Genomic DNA, 24,023 nt, shown 5'->3' with positions numbered 1-24,023 from the left:
TCAGCTCCCGGCGCTGGTGCCGTAGTCCTGGACGCCTGCGGCGCGGGCCAGGTCGAGGTCGAGGGCCTCGCGGCGGATGCGCTGGTCGATGTAGAGAAGCACGATGACTCCGGCCGTGATCGGGAAGGTGATCATGGAGCCGATGACCGCGCCGATCCCGCTGACGATGAGGTAGGTCCAGCCGATCTCGGCGTCGCCGGTGAGGAAGGCGCCGAGACCGTCTCCGCTGACGAGCATGGCGATCAGGGCGAAGGGGATGGCGATGACCATGGCGACGACGCTCGCGATGATCAGGGCCAGCAGCTGGATGCCGAAGACGCGCCACCAGGAGCCGCGCACGAGCTTGGCGGAGCGGCTCATGGCCTTCTTGATGCCCTGCTTCTCCAGCATCAGCGCGGGCGAGGCGAGGGAGAAGCGGATCATCAGCCAGATCACGACGACGCCGGCGCCGGCGAGTCCGAGGAAGACCAGGGCGGCTCCGGCATCGGGGGAGCCGGCGACGCGGACCAGGACGCCCGGGAGCAGGCCGACGGCGAAGATGCCGGCGGCGATGAGCGGGAGGAGCAGGAGCAGACCCAGCAGTTTGAAGACCTGCGGGCGGGCGTCCCGCCATGCCTCCTTGGCGGTGACGGGCCTGCCGAGCACGGCTCGGCTGGTGACGGCGGTGAGCAGGGCGGTGACCGCCACGGTGCCGATCAGGGTCACCAGGGACAGCAGGGCGGTGCCGAGCAGTGCCTCGCCCAGGGCGCGGGTGGCCTCTTCGAGGCTGGCGTCGGGGTCACCGAGGTTGTCGGTGCCGGTGGTGTCGTCCAGGACGAAGCCCTGGAGCAGGATGCTGACGATCTCGGTGAGGACCGCGACGGTCAGGGAGATGCCGAGGACCGTGCGCCAGTAGGTGCGCATGGTGGAGACGGCGCCGTCGAGGATCTCGCCGACGCCGAGGGGGCGCAGCGGGATCACGCCGGGCTTGGCGGCGGGCGGGGGGCCGCCCCAGGGGGTGCCCCAGCCGCCGTATCCGGCCGGGCCGCCGGGGGGCGGGGTGCCCCGGTTCGGGCCGGGCGGCGGGGGCGGTGGGGTCTGGCCGGGGCCGCCCGTGGGTGCGGACCACTGGCCGGGTGGCGGTTGCTGCTGCGACCACTTCGCGCCGGGTGCCGATGGCTGGTCGCCCGGCTGCGCGGGGGACGGGCGGTCGGCGGGCTCGGGGGAGCCGGACGCGCCGGGTTGTCCGTCGGAGGGGGCGGATCCGGGCGAGGCCCAGCCCGGAGTGTCGTTCATCGTCGCTCCTTCACGGTGCCCGTCCGCGGTCGCGGCGGCGGGTTGGCCAACATCGTGCCATGGGGCCTTGCGGGAGGGACCGGCCGCGGTAGGGGCTGTGCACCTTCAATTGTCCGCCGGATACGGGGCAGACTGACCGCATGGCTGATCAGTACGCGCGATCCGGCGAGGACGGCCGGCCGACCGGAATACCTGTCATCCGTTGGGAGGAGCCGCCCGAGGGGCCCGTCGTGGTCCTCCTCGATCAGACCCGGCTGCCCGCCGAGGAGGTGGAGCTGGTGTGCACGGACGCGCCCGCGCTGGTGGAGGCGATCCGTTCGCTCGCCGTGCGCGGGGCGCCGCTGCTGGGGATCGCGGGCGCCTACGGGGTCGCGCTCGCCGCCGCCCGGGGCTTCGACGTGGACGAGGCCGCGGCGTCGCTGGCCGGTGCCCGGCCGACGGCGGTGAACCTGTCCGTGGGCGTGCGGCGGGCCCAGGCCGCGCATCGGGCGGCGCTCGCCCGTGGTGGAGGTCCGGATCAGGCCGCGGTGGCCGCCCTCGCGGCGGCGCGGCAGCTGCACCGGGAGGACGCCGAGGCGAGCGCCAGGATGGCCGAGCACGGGCTGGCGCTGCTGGACGAGCTGCTGCCGGGCGGTGGGCACCGGATCCTCACGCACTGCAACACCGGGGCACTGGTGTCGGGCGGTGAGGGGACGGCGTTCGCGGTGGCGCTGGCCGCGCACCGGCAGGGGCGGCTGCGGCGGCTGTGGGTGGACGAGACGCGGCCGCTGCTGCAAGGGGCTCGCCTGACGGCGTACGAGGCGGCGCGCAACGGCATGGCGTACACCTTGCTCACGGACAACGCGGCGGGTTCGCTGTTCGCGGCCGGTGAGGTGGACGCGGTGCTGATCGGGGCGGATCGGATCGCGGCGGACGGTTCGGTGGCGAACAAGGTGGGGAGCTATCCGCTCGCGGTGCTCGCGCGGTATCACCATGTGCCGTTCATCGTGGTGGCGCCGGTGACGACGGTGGATCCGGGGACGCCGGACGGGGCGTCGATCGAGGTCGAGCAGCGGGCCGGCTTCGAGGTGACCGAGGTCGTGGCGCCCCAGGTGCCGGGGGCCGGAGCGGGCGGCGGGATCGCGGTGGCGCCCCTGGGGACCCAGGCGTACAACCCGGCGTTCGATGTGACACCGCCGGAGCTGGTGACGGCGATCGTCACCGAGGAGGGGGTCGTGTCGCCGGTGACCGGCGAAGGGCTGGCCGAGCTGTGCGCGAGGTCCCGTCACGTGCCGATCGGCTAGGGCCGCAGCCGGGGGCCGGACGGCGCTGGGCGCGGTGGCGTGGGGCGGTGTGCGGGTCGGCTGGAGGGTGTCAGCTGTAGGCCGGGTGGCGACGCCCGCCCAGCCGACATCCGGGGCCGACAGCGGCGTCGGCGGGCGCGGGCAGACAGTGACGGCCTCGTACGACTATCGTCACTGGTCAGTGACCTCGCTCACCAGCGTCTCTGTCGCCGTTATGAGAATGGGATGATGTCGTTTATGAAGGGACGAGTCCTTGTCGTCGACGACGACAGCGCACTGGCCGAGATGCTGGGCATCGTGCTGCGCGGGGAAGGGTTTGAGCCGTCTTTCGTAGCCGACGGCGACAAGGCGCTGGCCGCATTCCGTGAGACCAAGCCGGATCTGGTGCTGCTGGACCTGATGCTGCCCGGGCGGGACGGCATCGAGGTCTGCCGTCTGATCAGGGCGGAGTCCGGGGTGCCGATCGTGATGCTGACGGCCAAGAGCGACACCGTCGATGTGGTGGTGGGGCTGGAGTCCGGGGCGGACGACTACATCGTCAAGCCGTTCAAGCCGAAGGAGCTGGTGGCCCGCATCCGGGCGCGGCTGCGCAGGTCGGAGGAGCCGGCGCCGGAGCAGCTCGCCATCGGCGACCTGGTCATCGACGTGGCCGGGCACTCGGTGAAGCGGGACGGGCAGTCGATCGCGCTGACGCCGCTGGAGTTCGATCTGCTGGTGGCGCTGGCGCGCAAGCCGTGGCAGGTGTTCACGCGCGAGGTCCTCCTGGAGCAGGTGTGGGGCTACCGGCACGCGGCGGACACCCGTCTGGTGAACGTGCATGTGCAGAGGCTGCGCTCCAAGGTCGAGAAGGACCCGGAGCGGCCGGAGATCGTGGTGACCGTCCGTGGTGTCGGTTACAAGGCCGGGCCGAGCTGACATGACCCGGGACAGTGCCGCTTCGGCTCCCGGCCGGTCCGGGGCCCGTCCGAGGCGGCCTGTCGGCCGGAGGGCGGCGGCCTCGCACTGGGCACGGTTCCTTGAGGGCGGGCTGCTGCGGGGCGGAGTGCAGGGCAGCCCGGTCCTGCGGCTGTTCATGCGCTGGGTGCGCCGTCCGCTGCTGCCGGTGATGCGGCTGTGGCGGCGCAACATCCAGCTCAAGGTGGTCGTCACGACACTGCTGATGTCGCTGGGCGTGGTGCTGCTGCTCGGCTTCGTGGTGATCGGGCAGGTGCGCAACGGCCTGCTGGACGCCAAGGTGAAGGCCGCGCAGAGCCAGGCCACCGGCGGGTTCACGGTGGCCAAGCAGAAGGCCGAGGAGGCCGCCAGCGCCGAGGAGGCGCCGGGCGCGGACGGCCGGCCGGAGCAGAACGTCATCCAGTGGATGAGCAACCTCGTCGGTTCGCTCTCCAGCGGCGGTCAGGGCGCCTTCGACGTGGTGACCATGCCCGTCGGCGACGACGGCGGCAGCGGGCGCAGTCCGCGCGCCTCAGGCGGTGTGAAGCCCGACAAGAGCATTCCCGAGGACCTGCGCGAGCGCATCGGGGACGGCGAGGCCGCCCAGAAGTACACGCGGGTCTTCTACAGCGAACGCGGCAAGGAGTCCCAGCCCGCGCTCGTCATCGGCAAGGAGGTCAACGACCCCAACGGCGACCCCTACCAGCTGTACTACCTCTTCCCGCTCACGCAGGAGGAGAAGTCGCTGAGCCTGGTCAAGGGCACGTTGGCGACCGCCGGGGTCTTCGTCGTCGTCCTCCTCGGGGCGATCGCGTGGCTGGTGGTGCGCCAGGTGGTCACGCCGGTGCGGATGGCGGCCGGGGTCGCCGAGCGGCTGTCGGCCGGGCGGCTCCAGGAGCGGATGAAGGTCACCGGCGAGGACGACATCGCGCGTCTGGGCGAGGCATTCAACAAGATGGCGCAGAACCTCTCGCTGAAGATCCAGCAGCTGGAGGATCTGTCACGGATGCAGCGGCGGTTCGTGTCGGACGTGTCGCACGAGCTGCGCACGCCGCTGACGACCGTGCGGATGGCCGCCGACGTCATCCATGAGGCGCGTGAGGACTTCGATCCGGTGACCGCGCGGTCGGCCGAGCTGCTCGCCGACCAGCTGGACCGGTTCGAGTCGCTGCTGGCGGACCTGCTGGAGATCAGCCGGTTCGACGCGGGCGCGGCGGCGCTGGAGGCCGAGCCGATCGACCTCAGGGAGGTCGTGCGGCGGGTGGTCAGCGGGGCGGCACCGCTCGCGGAGCGCAAGGGCAGCGAGATCCGCGTCGTGGGCGACCAGCAGCCCGTGGTCGCCGAGGCGGACGCCCGGCGCGTGGAGCGGGTGCTGCGCAATCTCGTCGTCAACGCCGTGGAGCACGGCGAGGGCAAGGACGTCGTGGTCAAGCTCGCCGCGGCGGGCGGGGCGGTCGCGGTCGCGGTGCGCGACTACGGCGTAGGACTCAAGCCGGGGGAGGCCACGCGGGTCTTCAACCGGTTCTGGCGGGCGGACCCGGCACGCGCGCGTACCACCGGCGGTACGGGGCTCGGGCTGTCCATCGCGCTGGAGGACGCCCGGCTGCACGGCGGCTGGCTGCAGGCGTGGGGCGAGCCGGGCGGCGGGTCGCAGTTCCGGCTGACGCTGCCGCGTACGGCGGACGAACCGCTGCGGGGCTCGCCGATACCGCTGGAGCCCAAGGACTCGCGGCGCAACCGCGGGCTGGACGCGGCGGGTGCGCCGCGCGGCGAGAAGAGCGCCACGGTGCCCGCCCAGCAGCCGCCCGGCCCCGCCCCGCTGAACCGGATAGCCACCCGGCCGGCCACGGCGGTGCCCGCGGCCGATCCCACCGCGCTGCCCGGCAACGGCACGCGCGTGGTGCCCCGGTCCGCGGGCGGGGCGCCTCGACAGCACGAGCCGTCCTCCGGGCAGGAGGGGCAGCAGGGGCCGGAGGCAGGGCCGGACGAGCAAGGGGAGGCATCGCGTGGGGGCTGACCGCGAGGGGGGCGCCCGGCGGACGCCGCGGCGCGCGGTGGCGTACGCCGCCTGTGGTGTCGTACTGCTGTCCGGGTGCGCGTCGATGCCGGACGACGGGGAGCTGCGCGGGGTGGACTACACGCCGCGGCAGGACTCGCAGGTGCGGGTGTTCGCCGTGCCGCCCGGCGACGGCGCCGCCCCGCAGGACATCGTCGACGGCTTCCTTGAGGCGCTGACCAGCGACGACCCGCACTTCGAGACGGCGAAGCTGTATCTGACCCCGGAGGCGGCGAAGAGCTGGGATCCGGAGGGCTCCACCACCGTCCTCGCCAACGGCATGAAGACGGACGTCGACGCCGCGCAGAACCGGGACAACGCGTCCTCGTACTCCGTGACGCTGAGCGGCACGCAGGTCGGCGCGCTCGACGCGCAGCGGTCCTACCGGCCGGCCGAGGGCGGCTATCGCCAGCAGATCCAGCTGGAGCGCAACAAGAAGAACGGGCAGTGGCGCATCACCAGGCCGCCGCAGGGTGTGGTGATCGGCCAGTCGGACTTCCAGCGCAACTACATGTCCGCCAACAAGTACTACTTCGCCTCCAACGGGATCGCGGGGTCGCCGTCGCGGCCGATGGCCGTGGCCGACCCGGTGTATGTGCGCGAGCGCGTGGATCCCATGACGCAGATGGTGCGTTCGGTGCTGGAGGGGCCCACCGTCTGGCTCGACCAGGTCGTCAGGACGAGCTTCCCCACGGGGGTGAAGCTGAAGGACGGCGTGGAGACGCTGGCGCCGGACGAGCAGAACATCCTGACCGTTCCGCTGAACGACAGTGCCGCGCGGGTCGGGCCGGCCAAGTGCCGGGAGATGGCGACGCAGCTGCTGTTCACGCTGCAGAACCTGACCTCCGCGGTGGACCAGGTGGAGCTGAGGGCGGGCGGCCGGCAGCTGTGCCTGCTCGACGAGGACGTCGCCGACACGGTCGCCGCGCGCGGGGCGACGGAGCGGCCGGGGTATCTGTACTTCCTGGACGGCAGGCACCGGCTGGTGCGGATGCCGGCGCGCAGCGAGGACAAGAAGGCACTGGCGGTGCCGGGGCAGTTCGGCGAGGGCCTGAAGGAGCTCCGGTCGGCGGCGGTGTCACGGCGCGAGGACAGGGCGGCCGGGGTGAGCCTGGACGGCCGGCGCCTGTACGTCGGGCAGTTGGCCTCGGACGGGACGCTCGGGCAGCCGCTGCTGGTCAGCCAGGGCCGCACCGAGACCGACCGGCTGACCGCGCCCAGCTGGGACCCGGCGGGGAACCTGTGGGTGGCCGACCGGGACCTCAGACGGCCCCGACTGCTGATGTTCGACGACGCCAAGGGCACTCCGCTGGAGGTGGAGACGCCCGGGCTCGACGGCCGGATCGACTCCGTGCGGGTGGCCGGGGACGGGGTGCGTATCGCCCTGGTGGTCGAGAAGGACGGGCGGCAGTCGCTGCTCGTCGGCCGCATCGAACGGGGCGACAAGCCCGCGGACCCGGATGAGCGGGCGCGGGTGTCGGTGCTGGAACTGCGGTCGGCCACGCCCGTGTTGGAGGAGGTGACCGCCATGTCCTGGGTCGGTGAGAGCCGGCTGGTGGTGGTGGGCACCGAGCAGGGGGGCGTGCAGCAGATGCAGTACGTCCAGGTCGACGGCTCCACACCGGAGGCGCCGGTGCCCGCCGCGCTGACGGGCGTGGAGGAGATCGCCGGGACCGAGGACGGCGGGGCGCCGCTGGTGGCCCACTCGGAGGACGGGATCGTGCGGATGCCGACGGGCGAGCAGTGGCAGAAGGTCGTCACGGAGGGGTCGGCTCCGGTCTATCCGGGGTGAGGTGGGGGCTGCGGGGCTGCTGGGGGTGCGCTTCGGGCCTGTGGGCCGTTCGGGGACGTGCGGCAGGCGGTGACGGTTTTCCACAGGGGGTTTTCCACAGGGGTGGTCGGGGCGCGCGGGCGTTGGCACAGTGGGTGGCATGCGGGGGTGGTGGCGGGACCTCACCGATCTGGTGCTGCCGGCGGAGTGCGGAGGCTGCGGCAGGCCGCGTACGGTGCTCTGCCCCGAGTGCCGTGCCGTCCTCAGCGGTGCCGCAGCGGGCCGGGTGCGTCCGGTGCCGGAGCCACCGGGACTGCCCGCGGTGCATGCCGCCGCGCGGTACGAGGACGAGGTACGGGCCCTGCTGCTGGCCCACAAGGAGCGCGGCGCGCTGTCCCTCGTACGGCCGCTGGGGGCCGCGCTGAGCGGCGCCGTGCGGGCCGGGCTCCGGGAGGCCCCGGCGGGCGCTCGTGGCGGGCCGGTGCTGCTCGTGCCGGTGCCGTCGGGGCGTGGGGCCGTGCGGGCGCGGGGGCATGATCCGGGGCGGCGGATCGCGTGGGCCGCGGCGGACGCGCTGCGGCGGGCCGGTACGGCGGCCCGGGTGCTGTCCGTGCTGCGGCAGCGGCGGCCGGTGGTGGACCAGGCGGGGCTCAACTCCCGTCGGCGGCAGGAGAATCTCGCCGGTGCGCTGGGCGTGGTGCGCGGTGGGGCGGGACTGCTGCGGGGCGGTGCGGTGGTGCTGGTCGACGACGTGATGACGACCGGCGCGTCGCTGGCGGAGGCGGCGCGCGCGGTGCGCGAGGCCCTGGCCGAGTCGGTGGGGGCCGGGGACGGCGGGTCCCGCGATGTGGTGACGGCTGTGTACGCGGGGGCGAGCCGGGAAAGGACAGGGGAACAGAACGCCGGAGCGACGGAAGGGAGCAAGGGTGGACCCCGTGTCGTACCGGGAATGGCAAGGGCGGACACGCCCGGAGCCTTGGTCTGTGCGGCGGTGGTCGCGGCACCGCCTGATTCTTTCGAAATAAACCGGAACTGACTGCGAACTTGCATCGTTGCAGGTAATGAGAGCGCCAATTCACCTGAACGGAGGTACGCCGCTGTAGAGGGTGACGACATCCGTCCGGGCGAGATATGTTCGGTTGTGAGGGAAAGCCGCAGGCCAACCCTTGTAAATCCGAATGCCGTGCTGCGGGTTTTCCGCAATCACCCGAGCCGGCGGGGTGGGGATCTTGCCCATGGGGGAGGAGGAGGTGGAAGTCACCGAGTCCGCGGTTCCGGATCTGGCCGGAACCTGGTGCACAAGGGAGATGCTCCGCCACTGAGAGCGGAGCGATCCGGGAACGGAGTTCTGCGTGGACATCGTCGTCAAGGGCCGCAAGACCGAGGTGCCCGAGCGGTTCCGCAAGCACGTGGCCGAGAAGCTGAAGCTGGACAAGATCCAGAAGCTCGATGGCAAGGTGATCAGCCTCGACGTCGAGGTGTCCAAGGAGCCCAACCCCCGACAGGCCGACCGTTGCGACCGAGTGGAGATCACGCTCCGCTCCCGCGGTCCGGTGATCAGGGCAGAGGCAGCGGCCAGCGATCCGTACGCGGCACTCGACCTCGCTGCCGAGAAGCTGGATGCGCGGCTGCGCAGGCAGCACGACAAGCGTCACACGCGCCGGGGTGTCCGCCGGGCGACGGCGGCCGAGGTCCCCGACCACGTCCCGGGCGCGGCGACGCTCAACGGCAACGGCCACGCCGTACCGACGGAGGAGTCGGACGGAGTGCCGACCAAGAAGATCGGTTCGCTCGAAGTAAAGGGCGAGGGGCCCCTCGTCGTCCGCGAGAAGACCCACGTCGCCTCACCCATGACCCTCGACCAGGCCCTCTACGAGATGGAGCTGGTCGGTCACGACTTCTACCTGTTCGTCGACTCCGAGACCAAGGAGCCCAGCGTCGTCTACCGGAGGCACGCCTACGACTACGGCGTGATCCACCTCAGCACGGACACCATGGTCACGCAGCCGCCATCGCCCGACGCGGGCGGCACGTTCGGCGGCTGACCCACCCGGACGGCAGCTGATCCGGTGCCCCTGGAGCGCGTGTGCGCCCCCAGGGGCATCGGCGTGCGACCCCATGCGCACCGCTCTGTCACCCCGCTGTCGTCCAGGCATGAAATCATGGCCGCAACGGCTCAACCGGTGGGCCGTTGCCTTGGGTTGGCGATGGCACGGGACCACAGGCCACAGCCTTCAGGGGGAGGAACGATGGCGGACAGCTTCGGACCGATGCACGACGGTGAGGCCGGTGACGGCGTCGTCGGCATGGGCCCGGACCAGGGCACGGCGCGCGACGAGCCGATCCGGGTCCTGGTCGTGGACGACCACGCCCTCTTCCGTCGCGGCCTGGAGATCGTGCTGGCCGCCGAGGAGGACATCCAGGTCGTCGGGGAGGCCGGTGACGGCGCCGAGGCGGTCGACAAGGCCGCGGACCTGCTGCCCGACATCGTCCTGATGGACGTACGGATGCCCAAGAGGGGCGGGATCGAGGCGTGTACCTCCATCAAGGAGGTGGCACCCAGCGCCAAGATCATCATGCTGACGATCAGTGACGAGGAAGCCGACCTCTACGAGGCCATCAAGGCGGGCGCGACCGGATATCTGCTCAAGGAGATCTCCACCGACGAGGTGGCCACCGCCATTCGCGCGGTCGCCGACGGCCAGTCGCAGATCAGCCCGTCCATGGCGTCCAAACTGCTCACCGAGTTCAAGTCGATGATCCAGCGCACGGACGAGCGACGGCTGGTGCCGGCACCCCGGCTCACCGACCGTGAACTGGAGGTCCTGAAACTCGTCGCCACGGGGATGAACAACCGGGATATCGCCAAGGAGCTGTTCATCTCCGAGAACACCGTGAAGAACCATGTGCGCAACATCCTGGAGAAGCTTCAGCTGCACTCCAGGATGGAGGCCGTCGTGTACGCGATGCGGGAGAAGATCCTGGAGATCCGCTGACGCCGGCCCCGGCCACGGCCCTGCGGGGCGCGGATCAGCCGAGCAGCCGGGCGAGCTCCGCGGTGAGGGCTTCGCGCAGCTCGGGAGCGTCCACCCGCTCCACCCGTACGTCCGTGCAGTCCACCCAGCTCGCCGCCTCGACCAGCGCCTGGGCCACCGAGGCGACCGCCCTCGGGTCCTCCAGGGTGACCTGCCGGGCGACCAGGGTGCGGCCCTCGCGGGCCGGGTCCACGCGGCCCACCAGACGGCCGCCGGCCAGCACCGGCATCGCGAAGTAGCCGTAGACCCGCTTGGGCTTGGGGACGTATGCCTCCAGGCGGTGGGTGAAGCCGAAGATGCGCTCGGTGCGGGCGCGTTCCCAGATCAGTGAGTCGAAGGGCGACAGCAGCGTCGTACGGTGCCGCCCGCGCGCAGGCGTGGCCAGTGCCGCCGGGTCCGCCCAGGCCGGCTTCCCCCAGCCCTCCACCGTCACCGGCACCAGCCCCGAGTCGGCGATCACCGCGTCCACCTGCTCGCCCTTGAGGCGGTGGTAGTCGGCGATGTCCGCGCGGGTGCCCACGCCCAGGGCCTCGCCCGCCAGGCGCACCAGGCGGCGCAGGCACTCGGTGTCGTCCAGGTCGTCGTGCAGCAGCGCCTCGGGGACCGCGCGCTCGGCGAGGTCGTAGACCCGCTTCCAGCCACGGCGCTCGACGCAGACCACCTCGCCGTACATCAGCGCGCGCTCGACGGCGACCTTGGTGCCCGACCAGTCCCACCACTCGCTGGTGCGCTTGGCGCCGCCCAACTCGGTGGCGGTCAGGGGACCTTCGGCCCGCAACTGCTTGATGACCTGGTCGTACACACCGTCGGGCAGTTCGTGGTTCCAGTGCGGGCGGTCGCGGTAGGCGCGGCGGCGGAACGCGAAGTGCGGCCACTCCTCGATGGGCAGGATGCAGGCCGCGTGCGACCAGTACTCGAACGCGTGGGTGTCCGTCCAGTAGGCCCGCTCGACGGTTCCGCGGCCGACGGCGCCGAGGCGGGCGTACGGGATGAGCTCGTGGGAGCGGGCCAGGACGGAGATGGTGTCCAGCTGGACCGCGCCGAGGTGCCGCAGCACCCCGCGGACGCCCGCTCTGCGGTCGGGGGCGCCGAGGAAACCCTGGGCGCGCAGGGCCAGGCGGCGGGCCTCGGCTGCGGACAGCTCTGCGATCGGGCGCGGGGTCGTCATGGGTCGCACGATAGGCCCTGCCACTGACAACGGGCCCCGACCTGCGGCTACGGCTGTGCGGGGGCCGGCAGGTAGGGCGCCGCCGAGGGCAGGCCGAGGTCCGAGGGCAGCAGCGAGCCGACCCAGCAGTCACGGCGTACGCCCCTGTTGTTGAGGGCGGAGCGCAGGGTTCCCTCCAGGACGAAGCCGACGCGTTCGGCCACCGCGCGCGAGGCCAGGTTGCCGACCTCGGCCCGCCACTCCAGCCGGTCCACGGCCAGCGCGGTGAAGGCCCAGCGGGCGGCGGCCAGGGTGGCCTCGGTGATGTAGCCGCGGCCGCGGTGCTCCTTGGCGGCCCAGAAGCCGACCTCGCCCACGCCCAGCGCGCGCATGCCGATGCCGAGCATCCCCACCAGGTCCCCCTCGGGCAGGAACACGCCGAAGGTGTACATCGAATCGTTCGCCCAGCCGTCGGGCACCGTCCGCCCGGTGAAGCTCTCGGCGTGCTCGCGCAGGTACGGCGAGGGGAACTGGGAGATCCAGCGCTGCAGGTCGGCGTCCTGGGCGGCGGCGTGGACCGCTTCGGCGTCCGGCGGGCCGACCGTGCGCAGCAGCAGACGTTCGGTGGTGAGCTCGACGGGTTCCATCGGCCGATTCTGCTCGGGACGCCCCGCGCGGGCCATCGGTTTTCTCTCTGAGTGAGCGCGCGATCACCTATCGCGCAATTCCTCGGATCCGTGCGGCACTATCCGAATGCCCCGTGCGTTGTTCCGGGTGAAACAGCCATCGGCCGACAGGCCTCCCGGCCCAGCCGGGTCCTCGCATACGATGGCCGTTGCTCAGTAAGTCAAATCGAACCGACCGTCCCAGGCCCGACCGGCAAGGAGACCAGCCCCCGTGTCCGTCCTCTCGAAGATCATGCGTGCAGGCGAAGGCAAGATCCTGCGCAAGCTGCACCGCATCGCGGACCAGGTCAACTCCATCGAAGAGGACTTTGTCGACCTCTCCGACGCCGAGCTGCGGGCCCTCACCGATGAGTACAGGCAGCGCTACGCCGACGGCGAGAGCCTCGACGACCTGCTGCCCGAGGCGTTCGCCACCGTCCGCGAGGCCGCCAAGCGCGTCCTCGGCCAGCGGCACTACGACGTGCAGCTGATGGGTGGCGCCGCCCTCCACCTCGGCTATGTCGCCGAGATGAAGACCGGTGAGGGCAAGACCCTGGTCGGCACCCTGCCCGCCTACCTGAACGCCCTGTCCGGCGACGGCGTGCACCTCATCACGGTCAACGACTACCTGGCCGAGCGCGACTCCGAGATGATGGGCCGCGTCCACAAGTTCCTCGGCCTGAACGTGGGCTGCATCCTGGCGAACATGACGCCGGCGCAGCGCCGCGAGCAGTACGCGTGCGACATCACCTACGGCACGAACAACGAGTTCGGCTTCGACTACCTGCGCGACAACATGGCCTGGTCGAAGGACGAACTCGTCCAGCGCGGGCACAACTTCGCCATCGTCGACGAGGTCGACTCCATCCTCATCGACGAGGCCCGTACGCCGCTGATCATCTCCGGTCCGGCCGACCAGGCCACCAAGTGGTACGGCGACTTCGCCAAGCTGGTCACCCGCCTCAAGCGCGGCGAGGCCGGCCAGCCGCTGAAGGGCATCGAGGAGACCGGCGACTACGACGTCGACGAGAAGAAGCGCACGGTCGCCATCCACGAGTCCGGCGTCTCCAAGGTCGAGGACTGGCTGGGCATCGACAACCTCTACGAGTCGGTGAACACCCCGCTGGTCGGCTACCTGAACAACGCCATCAAGGCCAAGGAGCTCTTCAAGAAGGACAAGGACTACGTCGTCATCGACGGCGAAGTCATGATCGTCGACGAGCACACCGGCCGTATCCTCGCCGGCCGCCGCTACAACGAGGGCATGCACCAGGCGATCGAGGCGAAGGAAGGGGTGCCGATCAAGGACGAGAACCAGACGCTCGCCACGATCACCCTGCAGAACTTCTTCCGCCTCTACAACAAGCTCTCCGGCATGACCGGTACGGCCATGACCGAGGCCGCCGAGTTCCACCAGATCTACAAGCTCGGCGTGGTCCCGATCCCGACCAACCGGCCGATGATCCGCAAGGACCAGTCCGACCTGATCTACCGCACCGAGGTCGCCAAGTTCGAGGCGGTCGTCGACGACATCGCCGAGAAGCACGCCAAGGGCCAGCCGATCCTCGTCGGCACCACCTCGGTCGAGAAGTCCGAGTACCTCTCGCAGCAGCTGAGCAAGCGCGGCATCCAGCACGAGGTGCTCAACGCCAAGCAGCACGACCGTGAGGCGACGATCGTCGCCCAGGCCGGCCGCAAGGGCGCCGTCACCGTCGCCACCAACATGGCCGGCCGCGGTACCGACATCAAGCTCGGCGGCAACCCCGAGGACCTCGCCGAGGCGGAGCTGCGCCAGCGCGGCCTCGACCCCGAGGAGCACATCGAGGAGTGGGCGCACGCCCTGCCCGAGGCGCTCAAGAGGGCCGAGGAGGCCGTCAAGGCCGAGAAGGAAGAGGTCGAGCGGCTCGGCGGCCTGTACGTGCTCGGCACCGAGCGGCACGAGTCCCGTCGTATCGACAACCAGCTGCGCGGTCGTTCCGGCCGTCAGGGCGACCCGGGCGAGTCCCGCTTCTACCTGTCGCTGGGCGACGACCTGATGCGGCTGTTCAAGGCGCAGATGGTCGAGCGCGTGATGTCCATGGCCAACGTGCCGGACGACGTGCCGATCGAGAACAAGATGGTCACGCGCGCGATCGCGTCCGCGCAGTCGCAGGTCGAGCAGCAGAACTTCGAGACCCGTAAGAACGTCCTGAAGTACGACGAGGTCCTCAACCGCCAGCGCGAGGTCATCTACGGCGAGCGGCGCCGCGTCCTGGAGGGCGAGGATCTGCACGAGCAGATCAAGCACTTCATGGACGACACCATCGACGCCTACATCGCGGCCGAGACCGCCGAGGGCTTCGCCGAGGACTGGGACCTGGACCGGCTGTGGGGCGCGTTCAAGCAGCTCTACCCGGTGAAGGTCACCGTCGAGGAGCTGGAGGACGCGGCCGGCGACCGGGCCGGGCTCACCGCCGAGTTCATCGCCGAGTCCATCAAGGACGACATCCACGAGCAGTACGCGGCGCGTGAGGCGCAGCTCGGCTCCGAGATCATGCGTGAGCTGGAGCGCCGGGTCGTGCTGTCCGTCCTGGACCGCAAGTGGCGCGAGCACCTCTACGAGATGGACTACCTCCAGGAGGGCATCGGCCTGCGCGCGATGGCGCAGAAGGACCCGCTGGTCGAGTACCAGCGCGAGGGCTTCGACATGTTCACCGCGATGATGGACGGCATCAAGGAGGAGTCCGTCGGCTACCTGTTCAACCTGGAGGTCCAGGTCGAGCAGCAGGTCGAGGAGGTCCCCGTCGAGGACGCCAAGCCGGTGGCCGACCTGGAGAAGCAGGACTCCGTTCCGGCGCAGGCCGGGTCGCGTCCCGAGATCCGCGCGAAGGGGCTGGACGCGCCGCAGCGGCGCAACCTCCACTTCTCCGCGCCGACCGTGGACGGCGAGGGCGGCACCATCGAGGGCGACTTCACCGAGGACGGCGAGCCGGTGCGCTCCGAGGCCGACGGCCTCACGCGCGCGGAGCGGCGCAAGCAGGCGCGCGGCGCCGGCGGTCGTCGCCGTAAGAAGTGACGTCGGGCGCGTTGTCGTAGCGCTGTAGTGGCGTGAAGGGCCGGTCACCCCGGATGGGGGGGCCGGCCCTTCGGCGTGCGTCACGCCGGGTGGGGGCGGCCCATGGGGTGGCCGAGTTCGACGGCGGTGCAGCGCCAGCGGCGGTCGCGGCCGAGTTCCAGGCGGAAGGCCATGGCGCGCAGGCGGTCGCCCGCGGCGATGCGGGCGAATGCCTCGACGGCGCCGTCGCGGGGGACGTAGTAGCCGATGTCGCGGACGACGGGGCGGGCGCCTCGGGTGCGCAGGGGGCCGCGTTCGGCGAGGCGGGCCAGCTCGTCGTACGCCTGGCCGGCGGTGTGGCGCAGCATCCAGTGGACGGGGCGCCGGCCGCTGAGGACCTGCAGGAGGCGGTCGGCGAAGAGGTCGGTGGGGCGGGGCTGCGGGACCGGGCGGCGAGGGGTCTGGGCGGGGACGGTGGCGGGGCGGTCGGCGGGGGCGGGGAGGTCGTTCGGGGCGGGGTGGGGCGGGAGGGTCCGGGCGGGGCTCAGGGGGGCCGGGGGCGGGCCGGCACAGGCGCCTCGGGCGGAGTGTGCGGCCGGGCGGCTCGTGGTCGGCCTGCCGGGGGCGGTGGCGGGGCTGTGGGGTGCCGTGCCGCGGGGGAGGGCCGGGGTCCGTGCTCCCGTCGGGGGAGCGGTGGCCGGCGCTGCCGTGCGGGTGGTGGCGCCGGGGGTGCCCGGCGGGCGGGTGCCGGTGGTGCCGCCGGCTCGGGGGGAGGGGCCGCCGGGGCGGCGGGGGTCGCGGCGGGTGGGAGGCCGGGTGCCGGGGCGGGCCTGGGCGCGGGGGAGAGGGGGAGCGGTGCTGGGGCGGTGCGGGGTCCTGGTCATGACCTTGTCCATGACACGCAGGCCGACCGTGGTGGTGATGACGTCCATGAAGTCCCCGTTCGACGAGCTCGGAGATACCGAGCAGTAACTTCGCGGTGGGGATCTTGTACGGGGTGATGCGTGGCGGGGGCAAGGCGGGCGGGAATGGGTGTGAGGGCCACGTACTGTTCACCTATCAGGGGGAATGAGGTGGTACGCGGCCCGTGGCGGGCGGGGTGGGCCGGGTGAATCTCCGGCGCGGGGTGGACGCCCGCGGGGCCTTGGGTGGGAACTCGAAAGGGGACGCCGGACCGTATCCTGAAGACCCTTCGGGCTTCGCCAGTTCTCCGACACGAAAGCGGCGGCCAATGCGCGTCTACGTCCCCCTGACCCTGTCCGGTCTCGCCGAGGCGTACAAGACGGGCGAGCTAGGGACCGGGCCGTTCGTCGCCTACGCCGTCACCCCGGCGCTGCGCGAGTGGTACCTCTCCGACGACATCGAGGAGCTGGAGTACGCCGCGCTGAGCCGTGCCGCGCTGGCCTCGCTGCGGCTGCTCGCGGCGGACCCCGGTGCCGTGCGGCGGCGGGTCGTGGTGGCCGTGGACGTGCCCGACGGCTCGGCCTCGGCGGAGCCCGGGCGGGGGCCGGACCCGGCGGCGCTGGGCGAGGTGCGGGTCGAGCGGACGGTGCCGCTGGCCAAGGCGGCCTCGGTGCACGTCGACGCCGACGACGCGGAGGAGGACGTCACGGCGGCGGTCGAGGCGCTGGCCGCGGCGGACGGCGGGGACGACGACGCGCAGTTCGTGGTGGACGGGGCCGAGGACCACGAGCTGCTGTGGTACGCCACGCAGGAGATCCCGAACCTGGTGGGCGAACGCGGCTGACCTGCGGGTCTCCTCATTGTCAGTGGCGGCGGGTACGTTCTTGGACATGGGGATGCACAACGGGGCGCACATCGTGTGGGACTGGAACGGCACGCTGTTCCACGACAACGACGCCATCATCGGGGCGACGAACGCGGCGTTCGCCGAGCTGGGGCTGGAGCCGATCACGCTGGAGCGGTATCGCGCGCTGTACTGCGTGCCGGTGCCGAAGTTCTACGAGCGGTTGATGGGGCGGATGCCGACGGACGCCGAGTGGCAGGTCATGGACGACACCTTCCATCGGTACTACGCCGAGCACCGGGTGCGGTGCGGGCTCACCGAGGGCGTGACGGAGCTGCTGGTGGACTGGCGGTCGGCGGGGCGCAGCCAGTCGATTCTGAGCATGTACGGGCATGAGGAGCTCGTGCCGCTGGTGCGGGGGTTCGGGATCGAGCAGCACTTCATACGCGTGGACGGGCGGACCGGGCCGTCCGGGGGCAGCAAGGCCGAGCACATGGTGCGGCATCTGCGGTCGCTGCCGACGATCGAGGCCGGGCGGACCGTGGTCATCGGGGACGCCGCGGATGACGCGGTGGCCGCGTTGCATGTGGGGGCGCGGGCCGTGCTGTACACCGGGGGGTCGCACAGCCGGGCCAGTCTGGAGACGGTCGGGGTGCCTGTGGTGGACACGCTGGCGGAGGCGGTCGCGGAGGCCGAGCGGCTGGCGGCGTAGTCGCCGGGCCGGGGGGTGCCGCTCGCCCGCGCCGGCGGGATGCCCCTGCGCCCACTCGTGCCAGCGGGGTGCCCCTGCCCCCACTCGTGCCGCCCTGTGCCCACCCGTGCCGCCCCTGCGGCACGACTGCCCGCAGGAGCGGCCGCGTGCGTCGCTACGTAGCCGGGGCCTTCTGCCTCAGCACCCGCAGGAACTCCCGCATCCACGCCGGATGGTCCGGCCAGGCGCGGGACGAGACGAGCAGGCCGTCGACGACCGCCTCGCTGTCCTGGAAGGTCGCGCCGGCGGACTGCATGTCGATCTCAAGGGCGGGATAGGCGGTGACGCGGCGGCCGCGGAGGCCGTCGACGGCGGCGGTGAGGAGGGGGCCGTGGCAGATCTGGGCGACGGGTTTGTCCGCGTCGAAGAAGGACTTGAGGATCTTGCGCAGCTCGGGGTCGTTGCGCAGGTACTCGGGAGCGCGTCCGCCGGGGATGACGACGGCGGCGTACTCGCCGGGCTCGACCTCGGCGAAGGCGAGGTCGGCGGGCCAGGTGTAGCCGGGCTTCTCGGTGTAGGTGTCGAAGCCGTCCTCGAAGTCGTGGACGACGAACCGCAGCCTCTTGCGGGTGGGCGCGGCGATATGGACCTCGTAGCCCTCTTCGCGCAGGCGCTGGTAGGGGTAGAGCACCTCCAGGGACTCCGCCGCGTCCCCGGTGATGATCAGGATCTTCGCTGTCATGGCCGTACGCTCCCCTCAGGACCGTGGCGGGTGCGGGCAGCGCCTCCTCGGCGTGCCGCCCCGCCCCTGGGCAACCTGCCTCTCCGGCGCCGCCCTGCCAAGAGGCGCAGTCGTTTTCAGAGTGCGCGCCCCCCGTGCGCCCGTCGACCGCTCGCCCTCGATTTCCGGCCACCTGTTCGACGGCCGGGACCGCCGTCCGGGGCCCGCACCCCCTTCTCGCCGCCTCGTCCCTGTGCAGAACGTCAAAGTTCGCCCCCCAGTTTTGTACACATACGGCTCATGACGTGCCCCCCGTAAGGAGCGATAGCCTTGGTGGCGTGATCAGCGCGATATCTCGCGGGGGCACCGATGCCCCTGCCCTGCGCCCGGAGAGCACGGAGGACATCCGTGACCGGGCGGCGGTCGCTGATCTTCGCGGACGGGTCGGGGCCATGCCGGCCCCCAGGACGCCGAGCACACCCCGGATCCAGGCGGCGCCGACCACGGCGTACCGCGTCTCGGGGACGTCGGATTCGACCGGCAGCCGACCGCGCTTCTCCCTCCACGGCATAGCGTCGACCACGACCGGACACCCCGCGTCCCGGCGCCGGGCCGGCGGGGGAGAGACCGTACATCCTTCAACGTCACGCAACGGCGCGCGACAGGAGCCAGAGGACAATGCAGACCAAGCTGGACGAAGCCAAGGCCGAGCTGCTCGAGAGGGCCGCCCGGGTAGCTGAGAACAGCCCGGTCGGGGGGTACCTACCGACTGGGACGACCGAACACGGCACCCCGGACCGGGCCGCCGTGCTCGCGTTCCTCCAGCGCTACTACCTGCACACCGCCCCGGAGGACCTCACCGACCGCGACCCGGTCGATGTCTTCGGAGCCGCCTACTCGCACTACCGACTGGCCGAGAACCGCCCGCAGGGCACGGCCAACGTGCGCGTGCACACCCCGACGGTCGAGGAGAACGGCTGGACGTGCAGCCACTCCGTCGTCGAGGTCGTCACCGACGACATGCCCTTCCTCGTGGACTCCGTCACCAACGAGCTGACCCGCCAGGGCCGCGGCATCCACGTCGTCATCCACCCGCAGATGGTCGTCCGCCGCGATGTGACCGGCAAGCTCATCGAGTGCCTGGCCACGCCGCCCACCGGCGACCTGCCGCACGACGCGCACGTCGAGTCGTGGATCCACGTCGAGATCGACCGCGAGACCGACCGCTCCGACCTCAAGCAGATCACCGCCGACCTGCTGCGCGTCCTGTCCGACGTCCGCGAGGCCGTCGAGGACTGGGAGAAGATGCGCGACGCGGCCCTGCGCATCGCCGACCACCTCCCCGAGGAGCCGGTCGCCGACGACCTGCGCCGCCAGGAGATCGAGGAGGCCCGCGAGCTGCTGCGCTGGCTGGCCGACGACCACTTCACCTTCCTCGGCTACCGCGAGTACCAGCTGCGCGACGACGACTCCCTCGCCGCCGTCCCCGGCACCGGCCTCGGCATCCTGCGCGCCGACCCGCACCACGCGGGCGACGACCAGCACCCGGTCAGCCCGTCCTTCGAGCGGCTGCCCGCCGACGCCCGCGCCAAGGCGCGCGAGCACAAGCTGCTGGTGCTGACCAAGGCCAACAGCCGCGCGACCGTGCACCGCCCGTCGTACCTGGACTACGTGGGCGTGAAGAAGTTCGACGAGAACGGCGAGGTCGTCGGCGAGCGCCGCTTCCTCGGCCTGTTCTCCTCGGCCGCGTACACCGAGTCGGTGCTGCGCGTGCCGGTCATCCGCCGCAAGGTCGACGAGGTCCTCCAGGGCGCCGGCTTCTCGCCGCACAGCCACGACGGCCGCGACCTGCTGCAGATCCTGGAGACCTACCCGCGCGACGAGCTGTTCCAGACGCCCGTCCCGGAGCTCCAGGCGATCGCCACCTCGGTGCTGTACCTCCAGGAGCGGCGCCGGCTGCGCCTGTACCTGCGCCAGGACGAGTACGGCCGCTACTACTCCGCGCTGGTCTACCTCCCGCGCGACCGCTACACCACCGGCGTGCGCCTCAGGATCATCGACATCCTCAAGGAGGAGCTCGGCGGCGTCAGCGTCGACTTCACCGCCTGGAACACCGAGTCGGTGCTCTCCCGGCTGCACTTCGTCGTCCGCGTCCCGCCGGGCACCGAGCTGCCGCAGCTGTCCGACAGCGACAAGGAGCGCATCGAGGCCCGCCTGGTCGAGGCCGCCCGCTCCTGGGCCGACGGCTTCGCCGACGCCCTCAACGCCGAACTGGGCGAGGAGCGCGCCGCGGAACTGCTGCGCCGCTACTCGGGCGCCTTCCCCGAGGGCTACAAGGCCGACCACAGCCCGCGCGCGGCGGTGTCCGACCTGGTCCACCTGGAGCGGCTGAACGAGCAGCAGAACTTCGCGCTCAGCCTGTACGAGCCGGTGGGCGCCGCCCCCGACGAGCGCCGCTTCAAGATCTACCGCACCGGTGACGCCATCTCCCTGTCCGCCGTCCTGCCGGTCCTGAACCGGCTCGGCGTCGAGGTGATCGACGAGCGGCCCTACGAGCTGCGCTGCGCCGACCGCAGCGTCGCCTGGATCTACGACTTCGGCCTGCGCGTCCCCAAGGCGCAGGGCAGCACCGACTACCTCGCCGACGACGCCCGCGAGCGGTTCCAGGAGGCGTTCGCCGCCACCTGGACCGGCAAGGCGGAGAACGACGGCTTCAACTCCCTCGTGCTGCGCGCCGGTCTGACCTGGCGGCAGGCGATGGTGCTGCGCGCGTACGCCAAGTACCTGCGCCAGGCCGGCTCCACCTTCAGCCAGGACTACATGGAGGACACCCTCCGCAACAACGTCCACACCACCCGGCTGCTGGTGTCGCTGTTCGAGGCGCGGATGTCGCCCGACCGCCAGCGCGCCGGGCACGAGCTGGTGGACGCGCTGCTGGAGGAGCTGGACGCCGCGCTCGACCAGGTCGCCTCGCTGGACGAGGACCGCATCCTGCGCTCCTTCCTCACCGTCATCAAGGCGACGCTGCGCACCAACTTCTTCCAGGAGGCCGCGGGCGGTCAGCCGCACGACTACGTCTCCATGAAGTTCGACCCGCAGGCCATCCCGGACCTGCCGGCACCGCGCCCGGCGTTCGAGATCTGGGTGTACTCCCCGCGCGTCGAGGGCGTGCACCTGCGCTTCGGCAAGGTCGCCCGAGGCGGTCTGCGCTGGTCCGACCGGCGCGAGGACTTCCGTACCGAGATCCTCGGCCTGGTCAAGGCGCAGATGGTGAAGAACACCGTCATCGTGCCGGTCGGCGCCAAGGGCGGCTTCGTCGCCAAGCAGCTCCCCGACCCGGCCGTGGACCGCGACGCGTGGATGGCCGAGGGCATCGCCAGCTACAAGACGTTCATCTCGGCGCTGCTCGACATCACCGACAACATGGTCGCCGGCGAGGTCGTGCCCCCGGCCGACGTGGTGCGCCACGACGAGGACGACACCTACCTCGTCGTCGCCGCCGACAAGGGCACCGCGACCTTCTCCGACATCGCCAACGGGGTCGCCGCCGAGTACAACTTCTGGCTCGGCGACGCCTTCGCCTCCGGCGGCTCGGCCGGCTACGACCACAAGGGCATGGGCATCACCGCCCGCGGCGCCTGGGAGTCCGTCAAGCGGCACTTCCGCGAGCTGGGCGTGGACACCCAGTCCGAGGACTTCACGGTCGTCGGCATCGGTGACATGTCCGGTGACGTGTTCGGCAACGGCATGCTGCTCTCCGAGCACATCCGCCTGGTCGCCGCCTTCGACCACCGGCACATCTTCATCGACCCGAACCCGGACGCGGCGACCTCGTACGCCGAGCGCCGCCGCCTGTTCGAGCTGCCGCGCTCCAGCTGGGCCGACTACAACACCGAGCTGCTCTCCGCGGGCGGCGGGATCTTCCCGCGTACCGCCAAGGCGATCCAGCTCAACAGCCACATCCGCGAGGCCCTCGGCATCGAGGACAAGGTCACCAAGATGACCCCGGCCGACCTGATGCGGGCCATCCTGACCGCGCCGGTCGACCTGCTGTGGAACGGCGGCATCGGTACGTACGTCAAGTCCTCGCAGGAGTCGAACGCCGACGTCGGCGACAAGGCCAACGACGCCATCCGCGTCGACGGCAGCGACCTGCGCGTCAAGGTCGTCGGCGAGGGCGGCAACCTGGGCCTGACCCAGCTGGGCCGGATCGAGTTCGCGCTGCACGGCGGGCGGATCAACACCGACGCCATCGACAACAGCGCGGGCGTGGACACCTCCGACCACGAGGTGAACATCAAGATCCTGCTCAACGGCCTGGTCACCGAGGGCGACATGACCGTCAAGCAGCGCAACAAGCTGCTCGCCGAGATGACCGACGAGGTCGGCCGTCTGGTGCTGCGCAACAACTACGCGCAGAACACGGCGATCGCCAACGCCCTCGCCCAGTCCAAGGACATGCTCCACGCCCAGCAGCGCTTCATGCGCCACCTGGTGCGCGAGGGCCACCTCGACCGCGCGCTGGAGTTCCTGCCCACCGACCGCCAGATCCGCGAGCGCCTGAGCACGGGCCAGGGCCTGACCGGCCCGGAGACGGCCGTCCTGCTGGCGTACACGAAGATCACGGTCGCCGAGGACCTGCTGGCCACCTCGCTGCCCGACGACCCCTACCTCCGGGGTCTGCTGCACACCTACTTCCCGAGCGCGCTGCGCGAGAAGTTCGGCGAGCACATCGACAGCCACCCGCTGCGCCGCGAGATCACCACGACCGTCCTGGTCAACGACACGGTCAACACCGGCGGTACGACGTATCTGCACCGCATGCGGGAGGAGACCGGCGCCTCGCTGGAGGAGATCGTGCGGGCGCAGACCGTCGCGCGGACGATCTTCCGCTCGGCGGAGGTGTGGGACGGTGTGGAGTCGCTCGACAACCAGGTCGACGCCGCGGTGCAGACCCGCATCCGGCTGCACTCGCGCCGCCTCGTCGAACGCGGCACGCGCTGGCTGCTCAACAACCGGCCGCAGCCGCTGGAGCTCGCCGAGACGGTCGACTTCTTCGCCGACCGCGTGGAGCAGGTCTGGCAGCAGCTGCCGAAGCTGCTCAAGGGCGTGGACCTGGAGTGGTGGCAGCAGATCTACGACGAGCTGACCGCGGCCGGGGTGCCGGACGAACTGGCCACGCGCGTGGCCGGGTTCTCCTCCGCGTTCCCGGCGCTGGACATCGTCTCGGTGGCCGACCGCATGGGCAAGGAGCCGCTGGACGTCGCCGAGGTCTACTACGACCTCGCCGACCGGCTCAGCATCACCCAGCTCATGGACCGCATCATCGAGCTGCCGCGCGCCGACCGCTGGCAGTCCATGGCCCGCGCCGCGATCCGCGAGGACCTGTACGCCGCCCACGCCGCCCTCACCGCCGACGTGCTCGCGGTGGGCAACGGCTCCTCCACGCCGGAGCAGCGGTTCCAGCTGTGGGAGCGCAAGAACCAGGCGATCCTGGGCCGCGCCCGCACCACGCTGGAGGAGATCAAGAGCTCGGACGCCTTCGACCTCGCCAACCTGTCGGTGGCGATGCGCACGATGAGGACGCTGCTGCGCACGCACTCGTGACGGCCGTATGAACAAGGCGCCCCGGACCTGATGGGTCCGGGGCGCCTTGTGCTTGCGA

The 24,023-nt window shown here is 71.5% G+C and carries 16 protein-coding genes; 11 read left to right on the top strand and 5 right to left on the bottom strand.

Annotated elements, in window-relative coordinates:
* Entirely contained in the window at positions 1-1,275 is a 1,275-nt protein-coding gene (locus ACSU6M_RS13600; protein WP_437069895.1) for a glycerophosphoryl diester phosphodiesterase membrane domain-containing protein, read from the bottom strand.
* 140 nt (positions 1,276-1,415) lie between these two features.
* On the opposite strand from ACSU6M_RS13600, the gene mtnA reads away from it, so the two are divergent.
* The 7 genes from mtnA to ACSU6M_RS13565 all read left to right on the top strand — a co-directional run bounded on the left by mtnA (position 1,416) and on the right by ACSU6M_RS13565 (position 10,314).
* Complete coding sequence (mtnA, locus tag ACSU6M_RS13595) at positions 1,416-2,558, top strand: S-methyl-5-thioribose-1-phosphate isomerase (RefSeq protein WP_437069894.1); 1,143 nt, start codon at positions 1,416-1,418, stop codon at positions 2,556-2,558.
* Between the two features lie 225 nt (positions 2,559-2,783).
* Positions 2,784-3,473 carry a two-component system response regulator MtrA gene (gene mtrA, locus ACSU6M_RS13590; protein WP_198948386.1) on the top strand — a complete coding sequence of 230 codons (690 nt, stop codon included), beginning with the start codon at positions 2,784-2,786 and terminating at the stop codon, positions 3,471-3,473.
* 1 nt (position 3,474) lies between these two features.
* Entirely contained in the window at positions 3,475-5,508 is a 2,034-nt protein-coding gene (gene mtrB, locus ACSU6M_RS13585; protein ID WP_437069893.1) for an MtrAB system histidine kinase MtrB, read from the top strand.
* Positions 5,498-7,339 carry an LpqB family beta-propeller domain-containing protein gene (locus ACSU6M_RS13580; RefSeq protein ID WP_437069892.1) on the top strand — a complete coding sequence of 614 codons (1,842 nt, stop codon included), beginning with the start codon at positions 5,498-5,500 and terminating at the stop codon, positions 7,337-7,339. The genes mtrB and ACSU6M_RS13580 overlap by 11 nt, the downstream gene beginning before the upstream one ends.
* Positions 7,340-7,478: 139 nt before the next feature.
* Positions 7,479-8,354: a ComF family protein gene (locus ACSU6M_RS13575; protein WP_437069891.1), complete on the top strand. Its 876-nt coding sequence runs from the start codon at positions 7,479-7,481 to the stop codon at positions 8,352-8,354.
* Positions 8,355-8,670: 316 nt separating this feature from the next.
* Positions 8,671-9,363 carry a ribosome hibernation-promoting factor, HPF/YfiA family gene (hpf, locus tag ACSU6M_RS13570; protein WP_437069890.1) on the top strand — a complete coding sequence of 231 codons (693 nt, stop codon included), beginning with the start codon at positions 8,671-8,673 and terminating at the stop codon, positions 9,361-9,363.
* A 204-nt stretch (positions 9,364-9,567) separates the two neighbouring features.
* Positions 9,568-10,314, top strand: a complete 747-nt coding sequence (locus ACSU6M_RS13565) for a response regulator (RefSeq protein ID WP_437069889.1) — start codon at positions 9,568-9,570, stop codon at positions 10,312-10,314.
* A 34-nt stretch (positions 10,315-10,348) separates the two neighbouring features.
* On the opposite strand, the gene ACSU6M_RS13560 is transcribed toward ACSU6M_RS13565, so the two are convergent.
* Positions 10,349-11,521: a winged helix-turn-helix domain-containing protein gene (locus tag ACSU6M_RS13560; RefSeq protein WP_437069888.1), complete on the bottom strand. Its 1,173-nt coding sequence runs from the start codon at positions 11,519-11,521 to the stop codon at positions 10,349-10,351.
* Positions 11,522-11,568: 47 nt separating this feature from the next.
* The gene (locus ACSU6M_RS13555; protein ID WP_437069887.1) at positions 11,569-12,147 is read right to left on the bottom strand and encodes a GNAT family N-acetyltransferase; all 579 of its coding nucleotides are present in this window, start codon (positions 12,145-12,147) and stop codon (positions 11,569-11,571) included.
* A gap of 250 nt (positions 12,148-12,397) precedes the next feature.
* On the opposite strand from ACSU6M_RS13555, the gene secA reads away from it, so the two are divergent.
* On the top strand, positions 12,398-15,220 hold the full coding sequence (gene secA, locus ACSU6M_RS13550; RefSeq protein ID WP_437069886.1) for a preprotein translocase subunit SecA: 2,823 nt from the start codon (positions 12,398-12,400) through the stop codon (positions 15,218-15,220).
* Positions 15,221-15,300: 80 nt separating this feature from the next.
* Here secA and ACSU6M_RS13545 read toward each other — a convergent pair whose 3' ends face one another.
* The gene (locus tag ACSU6M_RS13545; RefSeq protein ID WP_437075123.1) at positions 15,301-16,095 is read right to left on the bottom strand and encodes an Rv3235 family protein; all 795 of its coding nucleotides are present in this window, start codon (positions 16,093-16,095) and stop codon (positions 15,301-15,303) included.
* A 335-nt stretch (positions 16,096-16,430) separates the two neighbouring features.
* Between ACSU6M_RS13545 and ACSU6M_RS13540 the strand changes: the two genes are divergently transcribed.
* Positions 16,431-16,946 carry a DUF6912 family protein gene (locus ACSU6M_RS13540; RefSeq protein WP_437069885.1) on the top strand — a complete coding sequence of 172 codons (516 nt, stop codon included), beginning with the start codon at positions 16,431-16,433 and terminating at the stop codon, positions 16,944-16,946.
* A 46-nt stretch (positions 16,947-16,992) separates the two neighbouring features.
* A complete protein-coding gene (locus tag ACSU6M_RS13535) occupies positions 16,993-17,658 on the top strand; it encodes an HAD family hydrolase (protein WP_437069884.1) in 666 nt (221 codons plus the stop codon).
* A gap of 154 nt (positions 17,659-17,812) precedes the next feature.
* Here ACSU6M_RS13535 and ACSU6M_RS13530 read toward each other — a convergent pair whose 3' ends face one another.
* Entirely contained in the window at positions 17,813-18,379 is a 567-nt protein-coding gene (locus ACSU6M_RS13530) for a DJ-1/PfpI family protein (RefSeq protein ID WP_437069883.1), read from the bottom strand.
* 657 nt (positions 18,380-19,036) lie between these two features.
* Between ACSU6M_RS13530 and ACSU6M_RS13525 the strand changes: the two genes are divergently transcribed.
* Positions 19,037-23,965 (top strand): NAD-glutamate dehydrogenase, encoded by a 4,929-nt coding sequence (locus ACSU6M_RS13525; RefSeq protein ID WP_437069882.1) that lies wholly within the window; start codon positions 19,037-19,039, stop codon positions 23,963-23,965.
* Positions 23,966-24,023 lie beyond the last annotated feature (58 nt).

The organism is Streptomyces sp. enrichment culture (assembly GCF_964272895.1).
GTDB lineage: Bacteria > Actinomycetota > Actinomycetes > Streptomycetales > Streptomycetaceae > Streptomyces.
The sequence above is the reverse complement of the archived record's forward strand: the minus strand, read 5'-3'. Positions and strand labels throughout refer to the sequence as shown.